Source organism: Pseudomonas sp. LBUM1643, from assembly GCF_059716215.1.
Map to the genome: position 1 here is coordinate 4,601,757 of NZ_CP166813.1, position 25,532 is coordinate 4,627,288.

A 25,532-nucleotide genomic window follows, 5' to 3' on the forward strand; every position below is an offset into this window, starting at 1 on the left:
GATCTTGATGCTGATCTTGAAAAACAAGATCAAGAGATCGCACCTCGTTTCACTCGACAGCTCCTACAGGGTGTAGACCTAGAGGCCTTGGTGTTTCCGTTTAAGCGACAGCCATGCGTTGATCCAACAAGTCTTCCAGCTCATTAAGCAGTTCATCACTGCGCAGCAGTTCGTAGTGCCCACCGGCCAACAGACGATCAACGCCATGAATGCCGACCTGGGCTTCGAACACCCGACGTTCATCGTCACGCTCAGCCACCCACCAGCGATGCGTCGCGGCGTTGATCGCCGGCAGTTGCCGATGGGCGAGTGCCAGTTGCTTGAGCCGTGAGCCAGTGACGAAGATCTGCGTGAGCTCCCCCGCACCCAGCGCAGCTTGTTCGTTGGAGCCGTGCAAGGCGGCTTCGATCACAGCCGTGGCGCCCTCGCGCTCGTTCAAATCGCTGGCCTTCAACACGATCAACGCCTGAGCCTCTTCAGCCGGCAACCCCAGCACGAACCTGAGGAAGTCCCCCAGGTCCTCGCGCCAGTCACCCGCTTCGGCAGTCCCGGCGACGTAGCTGTCGACCAGTCCGGCGAACGCAATCTCTTCACCTTGAGATTCCAGCTCCCGGGCGACCAGTTGCGTCAGCGCACCACCCAGCGACCAGCCCAGCAAGTAATACGGCCCCTTGGCCTGCTGAGCACGAATGCGTTGCGCATAGGCCTGAGCCATGGCCAGCAGGGAATCGTCCTGCCAGTTCGGATCGAGCAACATGCGGCATTGCAGGCCATACACCGTGCGCCGTCCTTCCAGACGCCGCGCCAGTGGTTCGTAGTCGAACACCGTGCCGAAACCGGCATGCAGGCAGAACAGCGCCGGCACGTTGGGGATCCGCGCGTTTAACGCCAGCAACGGGTCCGGCGCGGACGTCACGGGCTCGGCTGCCTGGTAACCACTGAGTTCAGCGATGCAGGGTTTCTGCATCAAATCCCGCAGTTTCAATTCGAAGCCCAATTGCGGCTGACTGCGCACCCGAGAGATGACTTTGAGCACCTGCAACGAATCGCCGCCCAGCTCGAAGAAGTTGTCGTCGATGCCCACCTGCGGCACACCGAGCACGTCTTGCCAGATCGCGGTCAACGCCATTTCCAATGGGTTACGCGGCGCGCGATAGCCGCCGAGCGCCCATTCAGGCACCGGCAAGGCGCGACGATCAAGTTTGCCGTTGGCCGACAGCGCGAAGCGTTCCAGCACCAGGATGCGCGCCGGCACCATGTAGTCCGGCAGTTGCGCTTGCAGTTCAGCTTTCAGGCGTCGATCCAGCCCGACCGCCCCGCCCGCCACCACGTAACCCACCAGCTGCTTGCCGGTCGGCGCGTCGTGCACCACCACGGCGGCATCCTGCACACCGGCGCACTCACGCAGACGCGCTTCGATTTCCCCCAGTTCGATGCGGAAACCACGGATCTTCACCTGCTGGTCCAGGCGTCCCAGATAATCGATCAGCCCGCACTCGCGCTGGCGCACCAGGTCGCCGGTGCGGTACATGCGGCCACCGGCCTCGAACGGGTCGGGAATGAACCGTTCGGCGCTCATGCCAGGGCGCAGGTGATAACCCCGCGCCAGGCATTCACCGCCCAGGTACAGCTCACCGCTGACGCCGACCGGCAAAGGGTTGAGGTCGGCATCCAGCACGTACAGACCACGCCCGGCCACACCACGCCCGATCGGCGCATAGGCGGCATCGCAGGTCTCGCTGGCCTCGGCACGCCACAGCAATGGCGTGACCACGGTTTCGGTCGGGCCATAACCGTTGACCAGACGTTGCGGACGCAAGGCGCGTTTGACCTGCTCGAAACTCGCTTGCGGCACCGCATCTCCACCAAAGCAATACACCTCGACCGCCGGTGGATTGCCGAGACGTTCGGCGACTTCAGCCATCTGTTGCAGGTAGGCCGGCGGGAAGCAGGCCACGGTGACGCCGTGACGGTGCAGCACTTCCAGGGTCTGCTCCGGGGTCCACAAGCTGTCGTCGCGGATCACCAGACTGCCACCGGCCAACAGCACACTCAGCCATCGCTCCTGCGCACCGTCGAAAGCGAACGACATGAAGTGCAGTTCACGACTGCGCGGGGCCAGTTCATAGAGGTCGATGATGCCCCGGCAATGCCGCGCGATCGGACCGCGCGCCACGGCTACGCCTTTCGGTTGGCCAGTGGAACCGGAGGTGTAGATCAGGTATGCCAGGTGCCCCGCCAGCGGAGTCGACGGCGGGCAATCAACGTTGCTGGCAATGCTCAATTGATCAAGCAACAGACGTGGCGTGGCGTCCGCCAGCGGCAAGCGTTCACCCAGGTCGCTGTCGCACAACAACAGGCTCGCCGCCGAATCATTGAGCATGTAGGCCAGTCGTTCGGCCGGGTACGCCAGGTCCAACGGCAAGTAGGCGGCCCCGGCTTTAAGCACTGCCAGGAATGCAACGAGGGTGCGCTCGGAGCGCGGCAACGCCACGGCCACCAAGTGCTCCGGCCCCATCCCGAGATCGATCAGGTGCTGCGCCAGCCCATTGGCTTGAGCGTCAAGGTCGGCGTAACTGACTTCACGCTCTTCGCAGAACAGGGCGACTTTTTGCGGTTGCTGCTGAACATGCTGATTGAACCCGTACAGCAGGTCAGCCTGGTTGTCCGACGTGTGTGGCAGGCTGATCAACGCCTGGGGCAAACCAATGTTGCCAAGCAGGCAGGCTGCATCTTCAGGCAACGCCCGCAGCAACCCTTCCAGTTGCGCACGAATACGCTGCACTTCCACGTCACTGAAGCGATCGCGCAGGTACAGGTATTCGACTTCCAGGCCTTCCTCGTTGGCGCTGACCATCAAGTCCATCGGGAAGTTGGTGACCCCGCCACTGCCGACTTCGGCAAAGCGCAACTCACCTTCCTCGCCGCCGCGCAAAGCCCGGTCCACCGGATGGTTTTCAAACACGATGATGCTGTCGAACAGACCTTGCCCACCCTGCCCGGCCCAGCGCTGAATGTCCGACAACGGCGTGTGCTCGTAGTCGCGCACCATCAGGTTGTAATCCTGCAAGGCGCGCAACCACTCGCCCAACGGCTGTTGCGGGTCGAGGGTCTGGATCACCGGCAAGGTGTTGATGAACAGGCCGAGCATGTCCTGGGCACCGGCGAGACCGGTCGGACGCCCCGCCACCGTAGCGCCGAACGCCACGCTGCGTTGGCCACTGTGGCGTTGCAACAGCAACAGCCAGGCGCCTTGCACCAGGGTGTTCAACGTCACGCGCTGACGCTTGGCGAAGGTGTGCAGCTTGCGCGTCGCTTCGGCGTCGAGGTTGCTGTACATCACGCCATGCCCGGTCCCTGCGGCGCCCGACGCCTTGGCCAGAATAGTCGGCGCTTCAAGCAGCCCAAGACGCTCACGCCAGAAGCCTTCCGCCTGCGCACCGTCCTGGCGTTGCAGCCAGGCGATGTAGTCGGCGTAACGACCGGTCAGGGCCGGCAGGCTGTCGTGGTGGTACAGGCGCAACATGTCGCCCAGCAGCCGCGAAGCACTCCAGCCGTCCAGCAGCAAGTGATGGTAGATCCAGATCATCTGGTAACGCTCGTCACCCAGGCGCACCAGGATAAATCGCATCAACGGCGGGCAGCTCAGGTCGAAACCTTTGGCCTGTTCCGCAGCTGCCAGTTCGCTCAACGCCTGCTCGGTGTCGGAACGCGTGCGCCAGTCGAGTTCTTCGATGGGCAACTCGACGTCCGCGAACACCGCTTGCAGTGGATCCGCCAGGCCATCGCGCCAGCGGAACGCCGCGCGCAGCACTTCATGACGCTCGACCAATGCCTGCCATGCCGCACGGAATCGCGGTACCTGCAAGCCATCCACGGCCACGCTCAACTGGTTGACGTAGGGATTCAGTTCCGGCGAATCGAGGCAGTGGAACAGCATGCCTTGCTGCATCGGCGACAGCGGATACAGATCCTGCAGACCTTCCCGAGCGGCGATATCGATGTGCGGCACCAGTGAGAAAGCTTCGACTTTCGGCGCTTCAACCAACGCGGCTTCACGGCGGGTTGCCACCGCAGCGAGCGCACGAATGGTCTGCTGTTCGAACAGTTGCTTGGGACTGAACATCAGACCGCGCTGCCCGGCACGACTCACGGCTTGCAGCGAGATGATCGAGTCGCCACCGAGTTCGAAGAAGTTCTCGGTGACGCCCACCGCATCCAGCCCCAGCAGTTCTTGCCAGATCGTCACCAGCATCGCTTCGGCCGGTGACGCCGCGGCCACGTGCTCGAGGTTCTGGCGCGATGCTTCAGGCGCGGGCAGGCCTTGGCGATCGAGTTTGCCGTTGGGTGTCAGCGGCAAGGCAGCCAGGCACATCACGTGCGCGGGCAGCATGTGCGCCGGCAGGCGACTGCGCAAATGTACGGTCAGCGCTTCACGCAAATCCTGCTCGTCGGCGAGGGGGTCACGCGGCACCACATAGCCGACCAGCTGGCGACTCACGGGGCCGTCGCGGTCGATCACGAACGCTTCGCGCACGCCTTCGTGTTCCAGCAGGCAGGCTTCGATTTCGCCGAGCTCGATACGGAACCCGCGAATTTTCACTTGCTGGTCGATGCGCCCAAGGTACTCGACGACGCCATCGGCACGGAACCGCGCGAGGTCACCACTGCGGTACAAACGCGCGCCCGGCACAAATGGGTCCGGCACGAAACGTTCAGCGGTCAGGTCCGGACGTTGATGGTAACCACGCGCCACGCCCTCCCCGCCCAGGTACAACTCGCCCGCGACGCCCACCGGCAACGGCTGCAAACCACCGTCCAGAATGTAGGCGCTGCGGTTGCCGACCGGGCGACCGATCGGCATGAAAGCCGAGTCGAATTCGGTGTCGGGATACGCCAGCCAGATCAGCGGCGTGATCACCGTTTCGGTCGGGCCGTAGCCGTTGATCAGGCGCTTGGGTTGCAGGACTTGCTGCACCTCATCGAACGCGTGCTTGGCCATGCCTTCACCGCACGGCGTGTAGGAACGGATCGGCAGATCGCGCCCCGCTACGCCCATGAAGTCGGCGATCTGCGACAGGTAGGTCGGGGTGAAACAGGCGATGGTGATGCCGTGTTTTTCGATCTCGGCGCAGGTGCGCTCCACGCTCCACAACTCGTCATCGCGGGGCATCACTGCCGACCCGAACACCAGCGGCGTCAACCAGCGCTCGTGGGCGCCGTCGAAGCTGATCGAGGCGAATTGCAGCTCACGATCGTCCGGGGTCATGCCGTACAGCTCGCCGATCGACAGGCAATGCATGGCCAGCGGACCGTGCGCCACGCTGACGCCTTTTGGCCGGCCGGTGGAGCCCGAGGTGTAGATCAGGTAGGCCAGGTTTTCGCCGCAAGTGAGGTTGACCGGGTTGGAGTCCGCCATCAGGTCCAGCGGCTCGCGGTCGATTTCCAGCACCGACAGATTTTCTGGCAACGGTAGTTTTTCCCGCAGCCACGATTGGCTGATCAGCAGCGAAATACCGCTGTCCTCCATCAAATAGCGCAGGCGTTCGGCGGGGTATGCCGGGTCCAAAGGCACGTAGGCGCCGCCGGCCTTGAGGATCGCCAGCAGGCCGATGATCATCTCCGGCGAGCGTTGCATCGCCAGGCCGACCCGCACTTCCGGGCCAATGCCCAGGTCGCGCAGGCGATGGGCCAACTGGTTGGCGCGGCGGTTAAGCTGCTCGAAGGTCAATTCCAGATCATTGAAGATCAGTGCCGTGGCATCGGGGCGAGCGACGGCCTGGGCTTCGATCAACTGATGCACGCAGAGCGGATGTTCCGCGACGGTGAACGCCGGGTTCCACTCGAGCAACTGCTGCGCCCGCTCAGGCGCGGTCAGCAGGTCCAGTTCGCTCAACGCTGCCTGTGGCTTGGCCACCATGGCCGCCAGCAGCGCGGCCAGATGCTCGCTCATGCGCGCAATCGCGTCGCGGCTGAAGTGGCTGCACTGGTAGCTCCAGTTCAGGCTGAGCTGGCTTTCGGCGGTCGCCGCCAGGGTCAGCGGGAAGTTGGTGCGTTCATGGTTCTGCGGGATCGAGAAGCTCAAACCGGCCGGCGCGCCCTGTTGCAACGCTTCGGCCACCGGGAAGTTTTCGAACACCAGCAGGCTGTCGAACAGCGGCTCACCGGCACGCCCGGCCCAGCGCTGAATATCGCCCAGCGCGGTGAACTCGTGTTCGCGCAGTTCCAGGTTCTGGGCCTGCAAACGGGTCAGCCATTGCGCGACGCTTTCCACCGCGTCCGGACTGCTGATCACCGGCAAGGTGTTGATGAACAGGCCGAGCTGGGTTTCGGCACCCGGCAAATCGACCGGACGCCCCGCCACCGTGGCACCGAACGCCACGCTGCGCTGGCCGCTGTAGCGTTGCAGCAGCAGTGCCCAGGCACCTTGCACCAAGGTGTTGAGGGTGACTTTTTGCTGACGGGCAAACTCGCCGAAGCGTTTGCTGGTGGCCACGTCGAAGGTCTGGCGATGGTCGGCGAACTCGACAGTCGACACACGCTTGGGACCGACCGGCGCGAGGCTCTGTGCCAGCAAGGTCGGGTTGTCGAGGCTCGCCAGTTGCTCGCGCCAGAACAGCTCGTCGGCCTGGGCATCCTGACGTTGCAGCCAACCGATGTATTCGGCGAAACGCCCTGTGGGGGCCTGCACGTCCTGTCCGGCATAACGCTGCAGGACTTCGCTCAACAGCAGCGAGTTGCTCCAGCCATCGAGCAACAGGTGATGATGGGTGTAGATCAGTTGTTGGCGCTCGTCGTCCAGGCGTACCAGGGTCAGGCGCATCAAGGGAGCGCGAGTCGAATCCAGTTGCAGGCGTTCACTGTCGATCAACAGCGCCAGCGCTTCGGACTGATCGTTGCGGGTGCGCCAGTCGAGGCAGGTCAGCGGCAATTGCAGATGACGATGGACCAATTGCACCGGCGCTTCGAAACCGTCGGGGAAATGGAAGCTGCTGCGCAGGATCGGATGGGTGTCGAGCACCGCTTGCCACGCGCGCCCCAGCCGTTCGACATCGAGGCCACGGGCTTCGACGCTGAGCTGATTGACGTAGGCGCCGGAGTCGCTTTCGTACAGGCTGTGGAACAACAGGCCGGCTTGCATCGGCGACAGCGGGTACAGGTCCTCGATCTGCGCGGGCGGCACCGGCAGTTCATCGAGTTGGGCCTGGGTCAGGCGCGTCAACGGGAAGTCCGCCGGAGTCACGCCGCCCGCACCATCGCTCAGGCAGTGCGCGATCAGCGCCAGCAACTCGCGCTGGTAATCGGCGGCCAGCGCTTCGATTTCACTCAGGGAGAAGCAGTCACGGCTGAAGGTCCAGTCGAGCTTGAGTTCACCGCCATACACCTGGCCGTCCACCGACAGCCAGTTCGGCAACGGCGCCTGCACCGATTGCGCGGCACCGCTGGATTCCCGGGCCGGGGTGAAGAGTGCGTCCTCGGCGAAGCTCTGATCGAACTGACCGAGGTAGTTGAAGGTGACCCGAGCTTGCGGCAGCGCGGCCAGTGCGGTCTGGGACTCGGCATCGCCCATATAGCGAAGCAGCCCGAAGCCCATGCCTTTGCCGGGGATTTCACGCAGCTGCTGCTTGATGGCCTTGATCGAACCTGCAAGGTCAGTGGTGGGTGTCAGGCGCACCGGGAACAGGCTGGAGAACCAGCCGACGGTGCGGGTCAGGTCGATGTCGTCGAACAGTTCTTCGCGGCCATGGCCTTCCAGTTGAATCAATGCCGAGCCGTGGCCGGTCCAGCGGCTGAGGGTTCGGGCCAGTGCGGTGAGCAACAGGTCGTTGACCTGAGTGCGGTAGATCGCTGGCGCCTGTTGCAGCAACTGGCGGGTCTGTTCACGGTCCAGGCCAATGCTGACTCCTTGCCGCAGATACCCGGCCTGGCTGGCCTGAGGGTTGGCGGCCGGCAGCGAGTCGCTTGCATCCGCCAGTTGCCCTTGCCACCAGCCCAGTTCACGGGTGGCAACGTCGGACTGTGCATACGCCTCAAGTTTGTCCGCCCAGGTCTGGAACGAGCTGGTCTTCGGTGGCAGGTCCTGGCCCTGGTAAGCCGCCTGCAATTCTTCAAGCAACACGCGCCACGAAACGCCGTCCACCGCCAAATGGTGAACCACCAACAATAATCGTTGCGAGCCATCGGCCTGAGCAATCAGCGCGACTCGCAACAACGGCCCGTCCTGCAGACTGAGGCTGCGCTGGGCTTCGTCGCACACGGATTCCAGCGAGGCATCATTGGCCACGCGTGCCGTCCAGAGCATGTCGATGACATCGGCGCTGTCGGCTCCGACGTAGCGCGCCGACCATTGGCCATCGACCTGACTGAAGCGCAAACGCAGGGCGTCGTGCTGTTTCAGAACCCGTTGCAACGCCGCTTGCAGGCGGGGCAATTCGAGGGTTTCGCGGGGCGTCAGCAACACGGCCTGGTTCCAGTGCGCGCGCTGCGGGATCGGTTCGTCGAAGAACCAGCGTTGAATCGGTGTGAGCGTTTGCACCCCGTCCACCGGTCCTTGGTGCGCCAGTGGAGCAGCCTGCTCTTTGACCACGGCGGCCAGCGCTTGCAGGGTTTGCTGCTGGAACAGGTCGCGCGGTTGCAGGCTCAGGCCGGCACGACGGGCGCGGCTGACCACCTGGATCGAAATGATCGAGTCACCGCCCAGTTCAAAGAAATTGTCCTGACGCCCGACCTGCTCGACGCCCAGGACGTCCTGCCAGATCTGCGCCAGCACCTGCTCGTGCTCGCTGCGCGGCGCCTCGAAGACACGCTGACTGATTTGTGCGGTCGGCGCAGGCAGGCGTTTGCGGTCGAGTTTGCCGTTGGGGCTCAGGGGCATCTGTTCGATCAGCACGGTCTGCGCCGGCACCATGTAATCCGGCAGGCTGGCGAGCAGATGGCTTTTCAGGTTTTCACGCCAGGCGCCTTGCTGCTCGGTGTCTGCGCTGAGCCGTGCGCGATCTTGCGGCACGATGTAAGCGACCAACTGCTTACCGCTCGGGCCGTCGAGCGCCAGGACCACGGCTTCCTGCACGTCGGCGTGTTCCTGCAGGCGCGCTTCGATTTCCCCCAGCTCTATACGTAAACCGCGAATCTTCACTTGATGGTCGATACGGCCGCAGTATTCCATGGCGCCATCAGCGCGATAACGCGCCAGGTCGCCGGTGCGATACAGGCGCTCGCCACTGCCGAACGGGTCGACCACGAATCGCTCGGCGGTCAGCGCGCCACGGCGGTGGTACCCGCGCGCCAGGCCGACGCCGCCCAGGTACAACTCGCCCACCGCGCCCAGCGGCAAAGGTTGCAGTTCACTGTCGAGGATGCAGGTGCGCAGGTTGGCAATCGGACGGCCGATCGGCACGCTGTCGCGGCCTTCTTCCACGCACGTCCAGTGGGTGACATCGATGGCCGCTTCGGTCGGGCCATACAGGTTGTAAAGATGGGTGTGCGGCAGAGCGCGCAAAGTCTGACGTGTCAATTCCATCGGCAGCGCTTCACCGCTGCAAATGATCCGTGTCAGCGAAGTGCAGGCCAGTGCCTCGTCGGCAGCGATAAAGGCCGAGAGCATCGAGGGCACGAAGTGCACCGTGGTGATCGCCTGCTCGACAATCAGCGCCGCCAGGCGTTGCGGATCACGATGTTCGCCAGGTGCGGCGAGGACCAGAGTAGCGCCCTTCATCAACGGCCAGAAAAACTCCCACACCGACACGTCGAAACTGAACGGCGTTTTTTGCAGCACGCGGTCCGTTGGCAACAGGTTGTAGGCTTCCTGCATCCACTCCAGACGGTTGTGCAGGGCCACATGACGGTTGCCCGCGCCTTTGGGCTTGCCAGTGGAACCGGAGGTGTAAATCACGTAGGCGAGGTTTTCGGCGACAGTGAGGTTGCTCAGGTCGGTGCCCGGCAGATCGCTCAGCCAATCGGCCTCGGCCTGCAGGCACAAGGTGCGCACGGTGTCCGGGGTCGGCAATTTTTCCAGCAGATGCGCCTGGATCAGCAGCAGCGAAATGCCACTGTCGTCGATCATGTAGCTCAGGCGATCCAGCGGGTATTCCGGGTCGAGCGGCACGTAAGCGCCGCCAGCCTTGAGAATCGCCAGCAGGCCGACAACCATTTCGAACGAGCGGTCGCAAGCGATCCCCACCAGCACTTCCGGGCCGACGCCCTGGGCGCGCAAGTGATGAGCCAGACGATTGGCACGCAGGTTCAGCTCGGCGTAGGTCAGTTGTTGCCCCTGGAACACCAACGCCGTCGCATCACCGTCTTCAGCCACGCGCTCTTCGAAATGACGCTGTACACAGACTTCGCCTGGGTAGCTTCTGGCGGTGTCGTTGAGGTCGTCGAGCATGCGCCGACGCTCGTCGTCTTCCAGCAAGGGCAGCTCCGCGAGCGGGCATTGCGGGTTTGCGAGCAGGCCGGCCAGCAGGTTTTTCCAATGCCGCGCCAGATGTTCGATGCGCTCGGCGTCGAACAAATCAGTGGCGTAGGTCAGGCTGGCAAACAGCTGGTCGCCCTCCTCCTGTGTGTCCAGTTGCAGGTCGAACTGTGTGGTGTGCGCCGTCGCGTTCAGCGCCTCGACTCGCAACCCGGCGAGCAGGCCACTGACGGCCGCCGGCTTCGCCTGCTGATGGTTGAACATCACCTGGAACAGCGGGCTGTGACTGTGGCTGCGCTCCCCTTGCAGCGCCTGGACAAGACGTTCGAACGGCACGTCCTGATAGTCCTGGGCATCCAGCGATGCGGCGCGGGTCTGGTCGAGCAACTGACTGAACGGCAGACGCCCGTCCAGTTCGGCGCGCATCACCTGGGTGTTGACGAAGAAGCCGATCAAGCCACGGGTTTCCGCACGATGACGGTTCGCAATCGGCACGCCGATGCGCAGATCGGACTGGCCGCTGTAGCGATAGAGCAGTGCCTGAAAACTCGCGAGCAACAGCATGAACGGTGTGACGCCGCGCTGTTTGGCCAAGGCCATCAGCCCTCTGGCCAGGTTTGCATCGAGGGCAAAATCCAGACGCGCACCGCGCTGGCTCGGTTGTGCCGGGCGCGCACGGTCGGTGGGCAATTCGAGCAGCGGTTGTTCACTGCCCAGGGTGTCACGCCACCAGTTGAGCTGTCGGTCCAGCTCGCCGGCTTCCATCCAGCGGCGTTGCCACAGGGCGTAGTCCGAATACTGGATCGGCAATGCGTCCAAGGCAGCGCTCTGCCCTTGGCAATGGGCGGCGTAGAGCCGGGAAAACTCTTCGATCAGCACGCCCATCGACCAGCCATCCGTGACGATGTGGTGCAGGGTCAGCAACAGCACATGGTCCTGGTCATCGAGTTGCAACAGGCTGACTCGCAGCAGTGGACCCTGCTGCAGATCGAACGGCCGGGCGATGTCCTGCTCGACGCGTTTCATGGCGCTGGCGAGGCGTTGATCCTCGGGTTCACGGCGCAAGTCGATCATTTCGATGGGCAGCGAGGTGAATTCGGCCAGCGTCTGCATGACCTGCCCGTCGTCCTCGACGAAGCGGCTGCGCAGGCTCTGATGCCGCTCCAGCAGCACGTCGAAACTCTGCTGCAACGCTTCAACATTCAGCGGCCCGTGCAAGCGCAACGCCGCGGGAATGTTGTAGGTCGAACCCTGTGGATCAAGCTGCCAGAGGAACCATTGGCGTTGCTGGGCATAGGACAGTTCGAAGCTTTCCTGCAGCTCGGCGGCTGGCGGAATCGGCAGCTGACCGAAGCTCACGCCCTGCTCTTGCATGCGTGTCAGAAACTCGCGGCGCTTGTCGGCAGGCAGGCCGGCGAAACGGCTGGCGATACGCTGGGCAGTGGTGTGTTCCATCAGTTGATCTCCATCTCGTCGAGAAGCGACTCAAGCGCATTCAGACGTGCATCGTTGTCAGTCGGGGCGTGTTGCCCGGCCATGGCGGCATAAGCCTGAAGGTCGGTGGATTCGAACAGCGCACGCAGCGGCAGCTCGATGCCCAGTTCCAGCTCCACGCGGGCACTGGCCTGGGCGGCGAGCAGCGAATGCCCGCCCAATTCGAAGAAGTTGTCGCGACGGCCAATCTGCGCCACACCGAGCACGCTGGCCCAGATGCCGGCGAGTTGCCGTTCAAGATCGTCTTCTGGAGCTTCGAACGGTCGTTGCCAGTCATGCGCGTCCGGCACGGGCAAGGCCTTGCGGTCGAGCTTGCCGTTGCCGGTCAGCGGCAAGGCATCGAGCAGCAGCCAGTGGCTCGGCACCATGTACTCCGGCAGATCGACCTTGAGCGCGGCGCGCAGGTGGTCACGCCAGGCAATCGGATCGTGGGGCGTCTGCTTGGCCACGATGTAGGCGCAGAGCTGCGGCCCGCCGTCGCTCGGGTGAACGCTCAGTACCGCCTGACGCACATTCGGTTGGGCCAGCAGCGCGGCTTCGATTTCGCCGAGTTCGATGCGGAATCCGCGAATCTTCACTTGCTGGTCGATACGACCCAGGTAATCGATGCTGCCGTCGGCACGCTGACGGGCCAGGTCGCCGCTGCGATAAAGACGCTGCGCCGCCTCGAACGGGCTCGGCACGAATCGCTCGGCGGTCAGGTCGAAACGGCCGTGATAACCCCGCGCCAACCCCGCACCGGCGATGTACAACTCGCCCGCCACACCGACCGGTACCGGTTGCAACTGGCTGTCGAGCAAGTACCAGCGCAGGTCGCGAATCGGCAGGCCGATGGGGCTCTGGGCTTTGCCGTCGAGGTCGGCCAGGCGGATGGCGCGGTAAGTCACGTGCACCGTGGTTTCGGTGATGCCGTACATGTTGACCAGGGTGGGCTGCTGGTCGCCGAAGCGTTCGAACCATGGACGCAGGCTCGCGACTTCGAGGGCTTCACCGCCGAAAATCACCTGACGCAGCGCCAGATTACGTTCGCTGGCGCAGGCAATCGGCAACAGTTGTCGGAATGCGGTGGGTGTCTGGTTCAACACCGTCACGCCTTCGTCACAGAGCAGGCGGTGGAATGCCTGCGGCTCGCGGCTGATGTAGTACGGCACGATCACCAGACGGCCACCGGTGCACAGCGAACCAAATAGCTCCCACACCGAGAAATCGAACGCGTAGGAATGGAACAGCGTCCAGACGTCATGCGGGCCGAAGTTGAACTCATTCGCGGTGGCGCTCAGCAGTCGCCCGACGTTGCCATGGCTGAGCAAGGCGCCTTTGGGTCGACCGGTGGAGCCGGAGGTGTAGATGACGTAGGCGAGGTTTTCCGGGGTCGTCAGCGCGGGCAGGTTGTCAGCGTTGTAGGCATCCAGTTGCAGCGATTCCAGGCTCAGCACCTGCACACCGTCGCGCGAGGGCAAGCCATCGATCAGGTGCTGTTGGGTCAACAGCAACGTGATGCCGCTGTCTTCGATCATGTAGCTCAGGCGCTCGGCCGGGTATTGCGGATCGAGTGGTACATAGGCGCCGCCGGCCTTGAGGATCGCCAGCAGCCCGACCACCAGCGGCATGGCCCGCTCAGTCGCGATGCCGACCCGCACTTCCGGGCCGACGCCCTGTTCGCGCAGTTTGCGCGCCAGTTGGTTGGCCTGGGCATTGAGCGCGGCGTAGGTCCGGTGCTCACCTTCGTAGACCAATGCGATAGCGTCGGGCCGCAGGGCCGCCTGGGTTTCAAACAACTGATGCAACGTCGGCGACTGCCGTTGTGCCTGGAAGGTCGGGTTCCAGTGCTGGACCAGGGCATCGCGTTGCGGCTGATCGAGGATCGGCAAATCGGCCACTCGCTGCTGCGGGTCCTCGACAACGGCGCGTAACAGGTTCAGCCACTGCCCGGCGAGGCGCTGCATGGACGCTTCGTCGTACAGGTCCGTGGCGTAAGTCAGGCTGGCATCCAGGGTGTCGCCCTGCTCCTGGGTGTCGAGCACCAGGTCGAATTGCGTGGTGTGTTGCTGCCAGTGCAGACGCTCGACTTGCAGGCCGCCAAGGCTGCGCTCGACGCTCGCGCCCAGTTGCTGCTGATGGTTGTAGAGCACCTGGAACAACGGGCTGTGATTAAGCGTGCGGTCAGGTTGCAAGGCGTCGACCAATTGTTCGAACGGCACGTCCTGATGCGCCTGCGCATCCAATGCGGTGTGCTTGACCTGTTGCAGCAAGGCACTGAAAGGCAGTTGCCCGTCGATCTCGGCGCGCAGCACCTGGGTGTTGATGAAGAAGCCGATCAGGCCTTCGGTTTCCAGGCGTGAACGACCGGCACTCGGTACGCCGACACTGATGTTCGACTGCCCGCTCTGGCGATGCAGCAAGGCCTGGAAACTCGCCAGCAACAGCATGAACAGCGTCACCTGTTGCGTCTGTGCACGCTGGCGCAGACCGGCGAGCAACTCGCGATCAACGTTGAGTGCCAGGCTGGCGCCGCGCTCGCTGCGACGGGCTGGGCGGGTTAATTCGCTGGGCAGTTCAAGCGGTGCCTGGGTGCCCGCCAGTTGTTCGCTCCACCAGTCCAGCTGACGAGCGCCCTCACCCGCCTCCAGCCACTGTCGCTGCCAATGGGCGTAATCGCTGTAGCTCACCGGCAGGCTGGCGAGGTCGGCGGATTGACCGTCGACAGCGGCCTGATACAACGCGCTGAACTCGTCGACCATCACCTGCATCGACCAGCCATCGGCGGCGATGTGGTGCACGGTGAGGACCAGAACGTGTTCGTCCGTCTTCACCTGCAGCAGCAACACACGCCACAGCGGCCCGGTGCGCAGGTCGAACGGCTGGGCAATTTCTTCGGCCACGGCGCGCTCAACCGACGCTTGATCCAGTGTGCGTTCGACCCATTGCAGCGCCAGGTTTTCATGCAGCACCGGACGCGCCTGTTGGCCGTCCTGTTCAAAGGTGGTGCGCAGGGTGTGGTGACGGGCCTGAAGTTGTTCGAAAGCGTTGTGCAAAGCCGGAAGGTTCAACGCCCCCTTGAGGCGCAATGCTGCCGGGATGTTGTAGGCCGCGCTGTGCGGGTCCAGTTGCCAGAGGATCCATTGACGCTGCTGGGCGTAAGACAGGATCGATGGCTGATCGAGCGCCAAGGGTTGCAGGACCGGTTGACTGTCGATATTCGCCAGCGCCGCTCGCTCGGCAAATTCCGCCAGGTTTGCAGCCGAGAACAGGCTGCTGACGGACAGCTCGAGCTGCAATTGCTGACGCACCCGGGAGATCACCTGAAGCACCAGCAACGAGTGCCCGCCCAGTTCGAAGAAATTGTCATCGCGGCCCACCTGTTCAACCTGCAGCACGGCTTTCCAGATCTCTGCCAGCCGGGTTTCAAGTCCAGGGAGCGGCGCCACGAAAGCGCGTTGAGCAATGTCGCCGTCAACCCGCGGCAGGGTTTTGCGGTCGAGTTTGCCGTTGTTGTTGAGGGGCAGCCGGGCCAGGAGGATGAAGTGATTGGGCACCATGTACTCCGGCAGCGACTGGCGCAGTGCAGCTTTGAGACTGTGCAGATACTCGGACTCGGAAGCGACTGCGCCACTCGCCACGACATAGGCCACCAGCTGCGTACCGTCCTGTGCGATCACCGCCGCGTCGCGCACGTCATCCCGCGCTTGCAGACAGGCCTCGATCTCGCCCATTTCGATGCGAAACCCACGAATCTTCACTTGGTGGTCGATGCGTCCGACGTATTCCAGATGGCCCTCGGCGTTGTACCGCGCCAGGTCGCCGCTGCGGTACAGGCGAGCGCCCGGTTCAGGGGCGAACGGGTCCGGCAGGAAGCGCTCGGCAGTCAGTGCCGGACGATCGAAGTAACTTTGAGCGAGGCAGGTCTGAGCACCGATGCACAATTCGCCGACACCACCACGAGGCAGCAATTGACCCACCGCGTCCAGCACGTAGAGCGCACGCCCGGCGATGGCGCGACCGATGGGAATGCCAAACGCATCGCTGGCATCCTCCAGATGACATTCGTGAATGCTGGACACCACCGTCGCCTCGGTCGGACCGTAGGTGTTGAGCAACCGCACATGACTCAGACCGGCCTGATGCCACAGGCGCAGCCCCTCGACCGACATCGCCTCGCCGCCCACGTGAACCTGGCGCAGATCGCCCAGATGGCGCACCGCACCGCTCGCGCATTCGCGGGCCAGCAAGTGCCAATAGGCGGCGGGCAAGTCCGCTACGGTGACGCCTTGCTGGACGATTTCGGCGGCGAGTCGGCCGGCATCCCACAGGTCATCGCCGCGCATGATCAACGCCGCGCCGACGCACAGGGCCGGGAAGCATTGTTCGACGAAGCCATCGAAACTGCAGGTGGCAAACTGCAGCACGCGGTCTGCTGGCGACAGCTTCGAATAGTCTGCGGCGGTTTGGCAGAACTCGCGCAACGCGCCGTGGGTGATGGCGACGCCTTTGGGTTGGCCGGTGGAGCCGGAGGTGTAGATAATGTAGGCGAGGTCTTGGACGGCCGGGGTGACGCTATCGCGAGCAAGTGTTGCTCCTGCAGGCGCTGTATCGGTGGTGCTTTCGAGGGTGAGACGGGGTACGTTTTTTACGTCTTCCAGTAGATTGGATTCGCATAGCAGCAGGTCGAGGCGGCTGTCGTGGATCATGTAGCTCAGGCGTTCCGCCGGGTATTTCGGGTCGAGCGGGACGTAGGCGGCGCCGGTTTTGAGCACGGCCAACAGGCTGCCGATCAGTTGCGGGCCGCGATGCAGGGCGAGACCGACACGCTTGCCGGGACCCGCGCCGTTGGCGATCAGTCGATGGGCCAGGTCGTTGGCCTGGGCGTTCAGCTCGCCGTAGCTCAAGGATTGACCGTCGACCCGCACCGCCAGCGCATGTGGAGTCGCGTCGGCTTGAGCGGCGATCTGTTCGTGTGCCAACAAGGTTGTGGATAACTCGACGGCAGCGGATTGGCTGACCGTGAGCACGGTTTTTTTCCCATCTTTATCGAGCAATTCCAGCGCACCTAACGCTGCGTCCGGCGACGCCACCAGTTGCGTCAGCAGGTGCTGCAGATTGGCCGACAGTTCGGTGATTTGCGCGGCACTGAAGCGTGCGGTGTCGTAGCTGAACTCCAGGGTCAGGCCCTCACCCAGCTCGACACCGAGGGTCAGCGGGTAATGCGTGCGCTCGTGATTGTGCAGGTTGCTGAACGACAGCCCGGCCGGCGCGCCTTGCTTCAGCGCTTCGGCCACCGGGAAGTTTTCAAACACCAGCAGGCTGTCGAACAGCGCCGAACCCTGCTGCCCCGCCCAACCTTGAATGTCATACAGCGGCACATGCTCGAACTCGCGCATGGCCAGGTTCAATGCCTGCAACGTGGTCAACCATTGGCTGACGGTCTGATCCGGCTTGATGGCGCACACCAGCGGCAGCGTGTTGATAAACAGCCCGAGCTGCTCTTCGATCCCCGGCAAGGGAGCCGATCGGCCGGCCACCGTGGCGCCGAAGGCCACGCAGTCCTGACCGGTATAACGATGCAGCAACAGGCTCCACGCCGCCTGGAGCACGGTGTTGAGCGTGACTTTTTGCTGACGGGAAAACTCGGCCAGACGCAGGGTGGCGCGGCGGTCGAGAGCCACGCGGTGTTCCTCGCTGCCAGTCATTCCAACCGGTGAACGCAACGCTTCCGCCAGCAACGTAGGGGCTTCGAGGGGGGCCAGGGCGGCTGTCCAGAACGCCTCGCCGGCGCTGGCCGATTGCTGCTGCAACCAGCCCAGGTAATCGCGGTACTGCCCGGTCGGCGCAGGGAGTGAATGGCCGGCGGCGTAGTGCTGGATCACTTCGGCGAGCAACTGCGCGTTGCTCCAGCCGTCCATCAAGATGTGGTGGCTGGTGTAGATCAGGTGCCAGGCGTCAGCGCCGGTGCTGATTAATTTCAATCGAAACAACGGCGCGGTATTCAGTGCGAAACCCTGGTTGCGTTCGGCATCGGCCAGCGCATCGGAGTCGGTCGCCTCGACCACTTGGAGCGGCAACGGCACCTGGCGGCTGATCGCCTGATGGGCGGTGTCGAGGCCTTGCCAGTGAAAGCTGCTGCGCAGAATGTCGTGGCGCTCCAGTGCCGCTTGCCAGGCATCGGCGAAGCGCTGTGGATCGAGGCCTTGAATGTCCAGGCGCAACTGGCTGATGTAGGCGCCGACTTGCGGTTCATACAACGTGTGAAAGAGCATGCCCTGCTGCATCGGCGACAGCGGATAGAGGTCCTCCGGCGTCGCGACCGGCAATGTGTCGAGTTGCGCCTGGCTGATGCGCGCCAACGGAAAGTCCGACGGCGTGGCTAGCTGTCCTTCGAGTGTGCAGCAGTGATCGATCAGGGCCGCGAGCTCTTGCGCGCAGGTATCCACCAGCGCCTGAACGGTCGCGGTGTCGAACATCTCACGGCTAAAGCCCCAGCTTAGGGCCAGTTCGCCGCCGTACACCTGGCCTTCGACGGTCAGCCAGTTACCCAGTGGGGCCGCGGGATCCTGCGCGGCGCCATTGCCTTCGGTGGACGGCACAAACAGCGCGGTGTCGTCGAACTGACGGTCGAACTGCCCCAGGTAGTTGAAGGTGATACGCGGTTGCGGCAACGCAGCCAGCCCGGCACGAATCGCCGGGTTGCCCAGGTAGCGCAACGCGCCATAACTCAGGCCTTTGTCGGGGACGGCGCGCAGCTGTTCCTTGATGGTTTTGATTGACGCGCCGAGGTCATTGCAAGGGCTCAGATTGACCGGGAACAGGCTGGTGAACCAGCCGACAGTGCGGGTCAGATCGATGTCATCGAACAGGTCCTCGCGGCCATGGCCTTCGAGCTGAATCAACGTGCTGCCCTGCCCGCTCCAGCGGCAAACAGCACGGGCCAGAGCGGTCAGCAGCAGGTCGTTGACTTGAGTGCGATAGGCCGCGGGAGCTTGTTGCAGCAGCTTGCGGGTCTGTTCGGTGTCGAGTTTGAGTTCGATTTTTTCTTCGAAGCGATTTTCCAGTGCGCCGTCTGGACGGTCGCAAGGCAGTTCGCCCGGCGCTGCACCCAGATGGGTCTGCCAGTGTTCCAGGCGTTGTTCAAAGACCGGGAGATGGTCCTGCAGGCGCGCAACCCAGCGCTGATAGCTGCTGGTTTTGGGCGTCGTAGAGGCGACGCCGCTGTAGAACTGCTGGAGGTCTTCCAGCAGCACGCGCCAGGACACGCCGTCCACCGCCAGGTGGTGAATCACCAGCAGCAAACGTTGAGAGTCGTCGGCCATCTTCACCAGCAATGCACGCAGCAGCGGACCGTGTTGCAGATCGAGACTGCGCTGGGCTTCGTCGCACAGGACGTTGAGCTCATCAGCCGTCTGCGCCTGACGCTGCCACAGCACCGACTCGGTGGTCGGTACGGCGTAGGCTTGTTGCCAGCCGTTTTCGGTGTGTTGATAGCGCAGGCGCAAGCTGTCGTGATGGGTCAGCAGGTGTTCCAGCGCGCGGGCGAGCGCATCGACGTTCAACGCCTCGCGCGGAACCAGCAGCAGCGACTGGTTCCAGTGCTGACGCTCGGGAATGGCTTGCTCGAAGAACCATTGCTGCACGGGCGCCAGCGCCACGGCACCACTGGCCGGTCCCTGATCGATGTAGGTATGCTCGCCGCTGCGGGCAGCCTGGGCGAGGCTGCGGACGGTCTGGTGCTGGAACAGGTCCTTGGGGCTCAACAGGATGCCCGCCTGACGCGCCCGGCTGACCACTTGCATGGACACAATGGAATCGCCGCCCAGTTCGAAGAAGTTGTCTTCGAGACCGACGTTATCGATGGCCAGCACGTCCTGCCAAATGGCGGCGAGGGATTTTTCCAGCACGCTGCGTGGCGCGACGTGTTCGCGTTGTTGCTGACTGCCGTCCACCGCAGGCAGCGCCTTGCGGTCGAGCTTGCCGTTGGGGGTCAGTGGCAGGTGGTCGAGGAACAGCAGGAACGACGGGACCATATAGTCCGGCAGGTGCTGGCGCAGTCCGGCTTTGAGGACTTCACGCAGGTTCGATTGGGCCTCGATATCGCCGGTCAACACGTCGGCATGGGTGGGCACGATGTAGGCCACCAATTGCTGGCCGTTGGCACCGTCCTGCGCCAGCACCGCCAGTTCGCGCACGGCATCCTGTTGCAACAGCCGCGCTTCGATTTCCCCCAGTTCGATGCGGAAGCCGCGAACCTTGACCTGATGGTCGATGCGTCCGACGTACTGCAGCGCGCCATCGGCCTGATAACGGGTCAGGTCGCCGGTGCGGTACAGACGTTCGCCGTGGCTGGCGAAGGGATTTGGCACGTACTTTTCGGCGGTCATCGCGGGTTGGCCGAGATAACCGCGAGTAATGCCCGCGCCCGCCAAGTATAGCTCGGCCGCTACGCCTTGAGGCACCGGTTGCAGTTCGGCGTCCAGCAAATAGCTGGCGGTGTGTTTGAGCGGTCGGCCGATGCTGGCGTGGCCACCGGCCTCGCGACGGGTCCAGGTCGAGTAGGTGGTGTCTTCCGACGGCCCGTACAAATCAAAGACGTGCTCGACGGTCGATTGCTGGTACAGCGCGTCCACCAGACTCTGCTTCAACGGTTCGCCGGCAAGGTTGATGATGCGCACGCTCGGCGGAATCTGCCCGTCGCGTTGCAACGCGTTGATCGCCGAAGGCACGGTGTTGATCAGACGCACCTGATCCCGGGCCGGCAACAGCGGCAATTCCAGGGCATTGCGGGCGATGATTACCGAACCGCCGTTGGCCAGGGTCACAAACAGCTCCCACACCGACAGGTCGAAGCACACTGAGGTGGCGGCCAGGACGCCCTGGATGTCCTCGCGGCTGTAAACCGATTTCGACCAGTCGATCAGCGCCAGCACGTTGCGATGGGCGATGGCCACGCCTTTGGGTTTGCCGGTGGAACCGGAGGTGTAGATGACGTAGGCGAGGTTGTCCGCCGTGGCACGGCTGAGCGGTGCGCTGGCGGGGTACGCCGCGAGTGTCGAGGCGCCCTGGTCAAGCAGCAACACTTGCGTGTCGGCGCAGATGGTCAGTGTCGCGGCAACCGTCTGCTCGGTCAGCAACACCAGGGCGCGGCTGTCTTCAAGCATGTAGGCCACGCGTTCGGCCGGGTAGTCCGGGTCGAGCGGCACGTACGCACCGCCGGCCTTGAGCACGGCAAGTAAGGCGACCAGCAACTGGTCGGTACGCTGCATCGCCACGCCGACGCGGATTTCCGGGCCGACGCCCAGTTCGATCAGTTTGTGCGACAGGCGATTGGCTTGAGTGTCGATCTCGGCATACGTCAGCTGTTGTGTGCCGAAGGTCACCGCCAATGCATCCGGGGTCGCGGCGGCCTGCTGGCTGATCAATTCGTGGATGCAGCGGTCTGTGGCGAAGGGTTCGTCGACACGATTCCAGTCATGCACGATGCGCTGGTATTCGGCGCTTTCCAGCAGCGGCAAATCGCTGATGCGTTGCTGTGAATCGCTGACCATGCCGCGCAGCAGATGCGTCCAGTGCTGCGCCATGCGGGTGATGGTTTCGGGGTCGAACAGGTCGTTGGCGTAGGTCAGTGCGGCGTGCAGTTTTCCTCCCTTCTCAAATGTATCGAGGGTCAGGTCGAACTGAGTGGTGCGCCCTTCCCACTCGATCACACCCAGCGCCAGGCCGGACGCGGTGCTGACGGTGGAGATGTCGGCGACGTGCGGCTGGTGGTTGTACATCACCTGGAACAGCGGTGTGTGGCTGAGGCTGCGCTCCAGTTTGAGTGCTTCGACGAGACGCTCGAACGGCAGGTCCTGATGGGCCTGAGCACCGAGGGCGGTTTCCTTGATCGTGAGCAGCAAGTCGGCAACCCGGGTCTGGCCGTCGAGCTGCGTGCGCAACACCTGGGTATTGACGAAGAAGCCGATCAAGCCTTCGATTTCGGCGCGGTTGCGGTTGGCAATCGGCACGCCGACGCGGATGTCGGTCTGGCCGGTGTAGCGATGCAGCAGCGCGTTGAAGGCACCGAGTAGCAGCATGAACAGGGTGATGTTGTGCTTCTGCGCGGTGGCTCGCAGCTGTTCGGCCAGGGGTGCGTCGATGGCGAATTCGTAGCGGGTGCCGCAATAGCTGGGCATTGCCGGGCGCGGGTGATCGGTCGGCAGTTCCAGGACCGGGTGTTCATCGCCCAGTCGGGCCTGCCAGTATTCGAGTTGACGCGCCTGCTCGCCCGCCTCCAGCCAGCGACGCTGCCACAACGCGTAGTCGCTGTACTGGACCGGCAAGGGTGCGAGTTGCGGTTGCGCGCCGGCTTCGAAGGCGTCGTAGCAGCGGATGAATTCGTCGATCAGGACGTTCATCGACCAACCGTCGGAAACGATGTGGTGCAGGGTCAGCAGCAGGACGTGTTCCTGTTCGGCGAGTTTGAGCAAGGTGACGCGCAGCAAGGGGCCGATTGCCAGATCGAAGGGCTGCACCGCTTGCTGTTCAGCGGCGTGTGCCACGGCGGCTTCACGTTCCGTGGCGGACAGGTGACTGAAGTTTTTTTGCTCGATCACCAGCGGCGCAACAGTCGGTACTTGCAGCAAGCTGTCGTCGACCTGGTGCTGAAACACGGTGCGCAGGGTTTCGTGACGCGCCACCAGGCTGGCGAAAGACTGTTCCAGCGCTTGAATGTTTAACTGGCCTGTGAGACGCACCGCGCCCGGCAGGTTGTAGGCGCCGCTGTGCGGGTCGAGCTGCCAGAGAAACCACATGCGTTGCTGGGCGTACGACACCGCCTGGCGATCCTCGGCATCGACGTCGGCAGGAATGGGGAAACGGGCGAAATCAACACCCTCCTTGTGCAAGGCCGCAAGGAACATCTGGCGCTTTTCCAGGGGCAACCCGATAAACCGGCGAGCAAGTTTCAAGGAGTCTTCAGCGTTCATTTCTGGGTATCCGGATCAGTGGCGGGAAGCACAAAGGCACGTCGTCCCTATAAAACGAATGCAGACCGGAAAAATTAGCGAATGAGAACAAGTATCAGAAACGAGGTGAAATGCGGGGTTTGCGCAGAGCTCTGTAGGAGCTGTCGAGTGAAACGAGGCTGCGATCTTTTGATTTTGTTTTTTACAGACAAGATCAAAAGATCGCAGCCTCGTTTCACTCGACAGCTCCTACAGGGTTCCAGCTATATTCAAGAAAAATCAGGCGGTGGCGGTCATGGCGTGGCGTCGGTGGTGGATGTCGAGCTGGTCCTTGATCACCCGCAATACCTTGGCTTCGTGCTCATGGATGAAGAAGTGGCCACCGGCAAGCATGTCCACTGAAAAACTGCCGTGGGTTTCCTTGCTCCAGCCGATCAGTTGCGAGGGGGTGGCGCGGTCGGTCTTGCCGCCGAGCACGTGCACCGGGCACTTGAGCAGTGGGCGCTGGAGCGGCTCGAAACGTCCGCACAGTTGAAAGTCGGCACGCAGGATTGGCAGCGTCAGGCTCATCAGCTCTTCGTTGGCCAATACTTCTTCGCTGGTGCCATTGAGGGTGCGCAGTTGTTCGATCAGCTCGGCATCGGTTTTCGGTTCGGCGAACCCCCGGTCGTAGTCGGCGCGCATCGTCGGCGCGGCGGTACCCGAGGCGAACAGTGCCACCGGTTCCGGGCCGCCCAATGAGCGCAAGGCGTGGGCCATTTCACAGGCCAGTAATGCGCCCAGGCTGTGGCCGAACAAGGCGTACGGTGGTTTGAGGGTAGCGAGTTGCTCACGAGCCAGTTGCAGCGCCAGGCGCCGCATGTCGGTGTGCAGCGGTTCGCCATAACGCGCGCCGCGTCCCGGCAGCTCCACCGGTTGCAGCTTGATCCATTCCGGCAGCTTGCGCCGCCAGCGGCTGTAGACCATGGCGCTCGCACCTGAATAGGGCAGGCACAGCAATGTCAGCTGGGTCACCGGGGCATACCTCGAAAGTTGTCTGATTAGAGAACGGATGAGGGGCGCTTGGAATTAGTAGGCGGACACAGACCTGTGGCGAGGGAGCTCGCTCCCGCTGGGTTGCGCAGCAACCCCAACATTTCTACGACTGCTGCGCAGCCGAGCGGGACGGTGCGACGATTCGACAAGCTCCCTCGCCACAGATTTTGTGTTTGCCTGAGGTTTTGGGTTTGCCACAGATATTGTGTTTGCCTGAGGTTCTGTGTTTGCCACAGATATTGTGTTGGCTGAGGTTTGATATTTGCCTGTCTCAGGGGGCTGGCTTATTTCAGGTGGCGGAAGCTTTGAATGGCTGAGCCGAGGACGACGGCGCCAGCGGCGATGGCCACCCAGAATCCGCTGGGGGCACCGAACGCGTCTACCAGCCAGCCTGAACTGGCGGCGCCGATCGCCACGCCAATGCTCAATCCGGTGACCAGCCAGGTCAGGCCTTCGGTGAGTTTGGCCGGTGGGACGATTTGTTCAACCAGGGCCATGGCGACAATCAAGGTCGGCGCGAAGAACAGTCCGGCGACGAACACCGCCAGTGACAGCCCGAAAATATTCGTCGCCAGCAACAGTGGCAAGGTCGTCACCGCCGTCGCTATTCCGCCGTACAGGAACAGTCGCGGCAGCGGCACATTCGAGCGTAAAGCACCGAACGCCAACCCGGCCATGCACGAACCGATGGCGTACACCGACAGCACGATACTGGCGGCGGCGGGCTGGCCCTGATGCTGGGCGAACGCCACGCTGACGACATCGATGACGCCGACAATGGTGCCCATGGCGACCATCAGCAGCACCAGCAATCGAAGCTCGCCGGAACGAATGATCGAACCCTGATGATGCGCTTCGTGAGGATGAATGGCGGGTTCGGTATCCCTTTGCAGCACGAATGCCGTGACCCCGATTGCCAGCATCAGCAACGCTGCCAATGGCCCGGCTTCGGGGAACACCACCACGCACAATCCCACAGACAGCGGCGGTCCGACGATGAAACAGACTTCGTCGAGCACCGACTCCAGGGCATAGGCGGTTTGCAGCTCGGGCTGGCCGCGATACAACTCGGTCCAGCGTGCACGCACCATGGCCGACATGCTGGGCATGCAACCGGCCAGTGCGGCGAACACAAACAGCGTCCAGTGCGGTGCCTGCAAACGGGTGCAGAGCAACACCATCAACAGCGCCCCGCCACCGATCAGCGCCGAGACTGGCAAAATTCGGCGCTGACCGAAACGGTCCACCAGCCGCGAGACTTGCGGTGCGCAAAAAGCCGTGGCCAGGGCGAACGTCGCGGCGACGGCGCCGGCCAATCCGTATCCGCCCTGCAATTGCGAGAGCATGGTGATCAGGCCGATACCGGTCATGGAAATCGGCATGCGCGCGATCATGCCGGCCAGCACGAAGGCTTTGCTGCCAGGGGCTTTGAACAGGTCGCGGTAGGGATTGGCCATGGGTCGGGGTCTCGATTCGGGAGTGCAAGTTGCCATAAGGCGGGGCGACGGGAAAGCGGGGAATTGTTAGTTGAGTGTGAAGGCCCCCAAGATCAAAGATCGCAACCTGCGGCAGCTCCTACAGGGGATCGCATGTCAATGTAGGAGCTGCCGCAGGCTGCGATCTTTTGATCTTGCTGCTGAACTCTTAATGCTTGAAACCAG

Annotated in this window: 4 protein-coding genes; all 4 read right to left on the reverse strand. The window is 63.2% G+C overall.

The window, feature by feature from the left end:
• Positions 1-100: 100 nt before the first annotated feature.
• The 4 genes from ACA063_RS20735 to ACA063_RS20750 all read right to left on the reverse strand — a co-directional run bounded on the left by ACA063_RS20735 (position 101) and on the right by ACA063_RS20750 (position 25,328).
• The gene (locus ACA063_RS20735) at positions 101-11,866 is read right to left on the reverse strand and encodes a non-ribosomal peptide synthase/polyketide synthase (RefSeq protein ID WP_497663181.1); all 11,766 of its coding nucleotides are present in this window, start codon (positions 11,864-11,866) and stop codon (positions 101-103) included.
• Complete coding sequence (locus ACA063_RS20740; protein WP_497663182.1) at positions 11,866-22,857, reverse strand: amino acid adenylation domain-containing protein; 10,992 nt, start codon at positions 22,855-22,857, stop codon at positions 11,866-11,868. Before ACA063_RS20740 ends, ACA063_RS20735 begins: the two co-directional genes overlap by 1 nt.
• Before the next feature lie 258 nt (positions 22,858-23,115).
• Entirely contained in the window at positions 23,116-23,850 is a 735-nt protein-coding gene (locus ACA063_RS20745; RefSeq protein ID WP_497663183.1) for a thioesterase II family protein, read from the reverse strand.
• A gap of 305 nt (positions 23,851-24,155) precedes the next feature.
• A complete protein-coding gene (locus ACA063_RS20750; RefSeq protein WP_497663184.1) occupies positions 24,156-25,328 on the reverse strand; it encodes an MFS transporter in 1,173 nt (390 codons plus the stop codon).
• Positions 25,329-25,532: the final 204 nt, after the last annotated feature.

Bases quoted from the DNA above. Each gene is read 5' to 3' on its own strand.
- ACA063_RS20735 (WP_497663181.1), bottom strand. From the start codon at position 11,866: ATGGAACACACCACTGCCCAGCGTATCGCCAGCCGTTTCGCCGGCCTG.
- ACA063_RS20740 (WP_497663182.1), bottom strand. From the start codon at position 22,857: ATGAACGCTGAAGACTCCTTGAAACTTGCTCGCCGGTTTATCGGGTTG.
- ACA063_RS20750 (WP_497663184.1), bottom strand. From the start codon at position 25,328: ATGGCCAATCCCTACCGCGACCTGTTCAAAGCCCCTGGCAGCAAAGCC.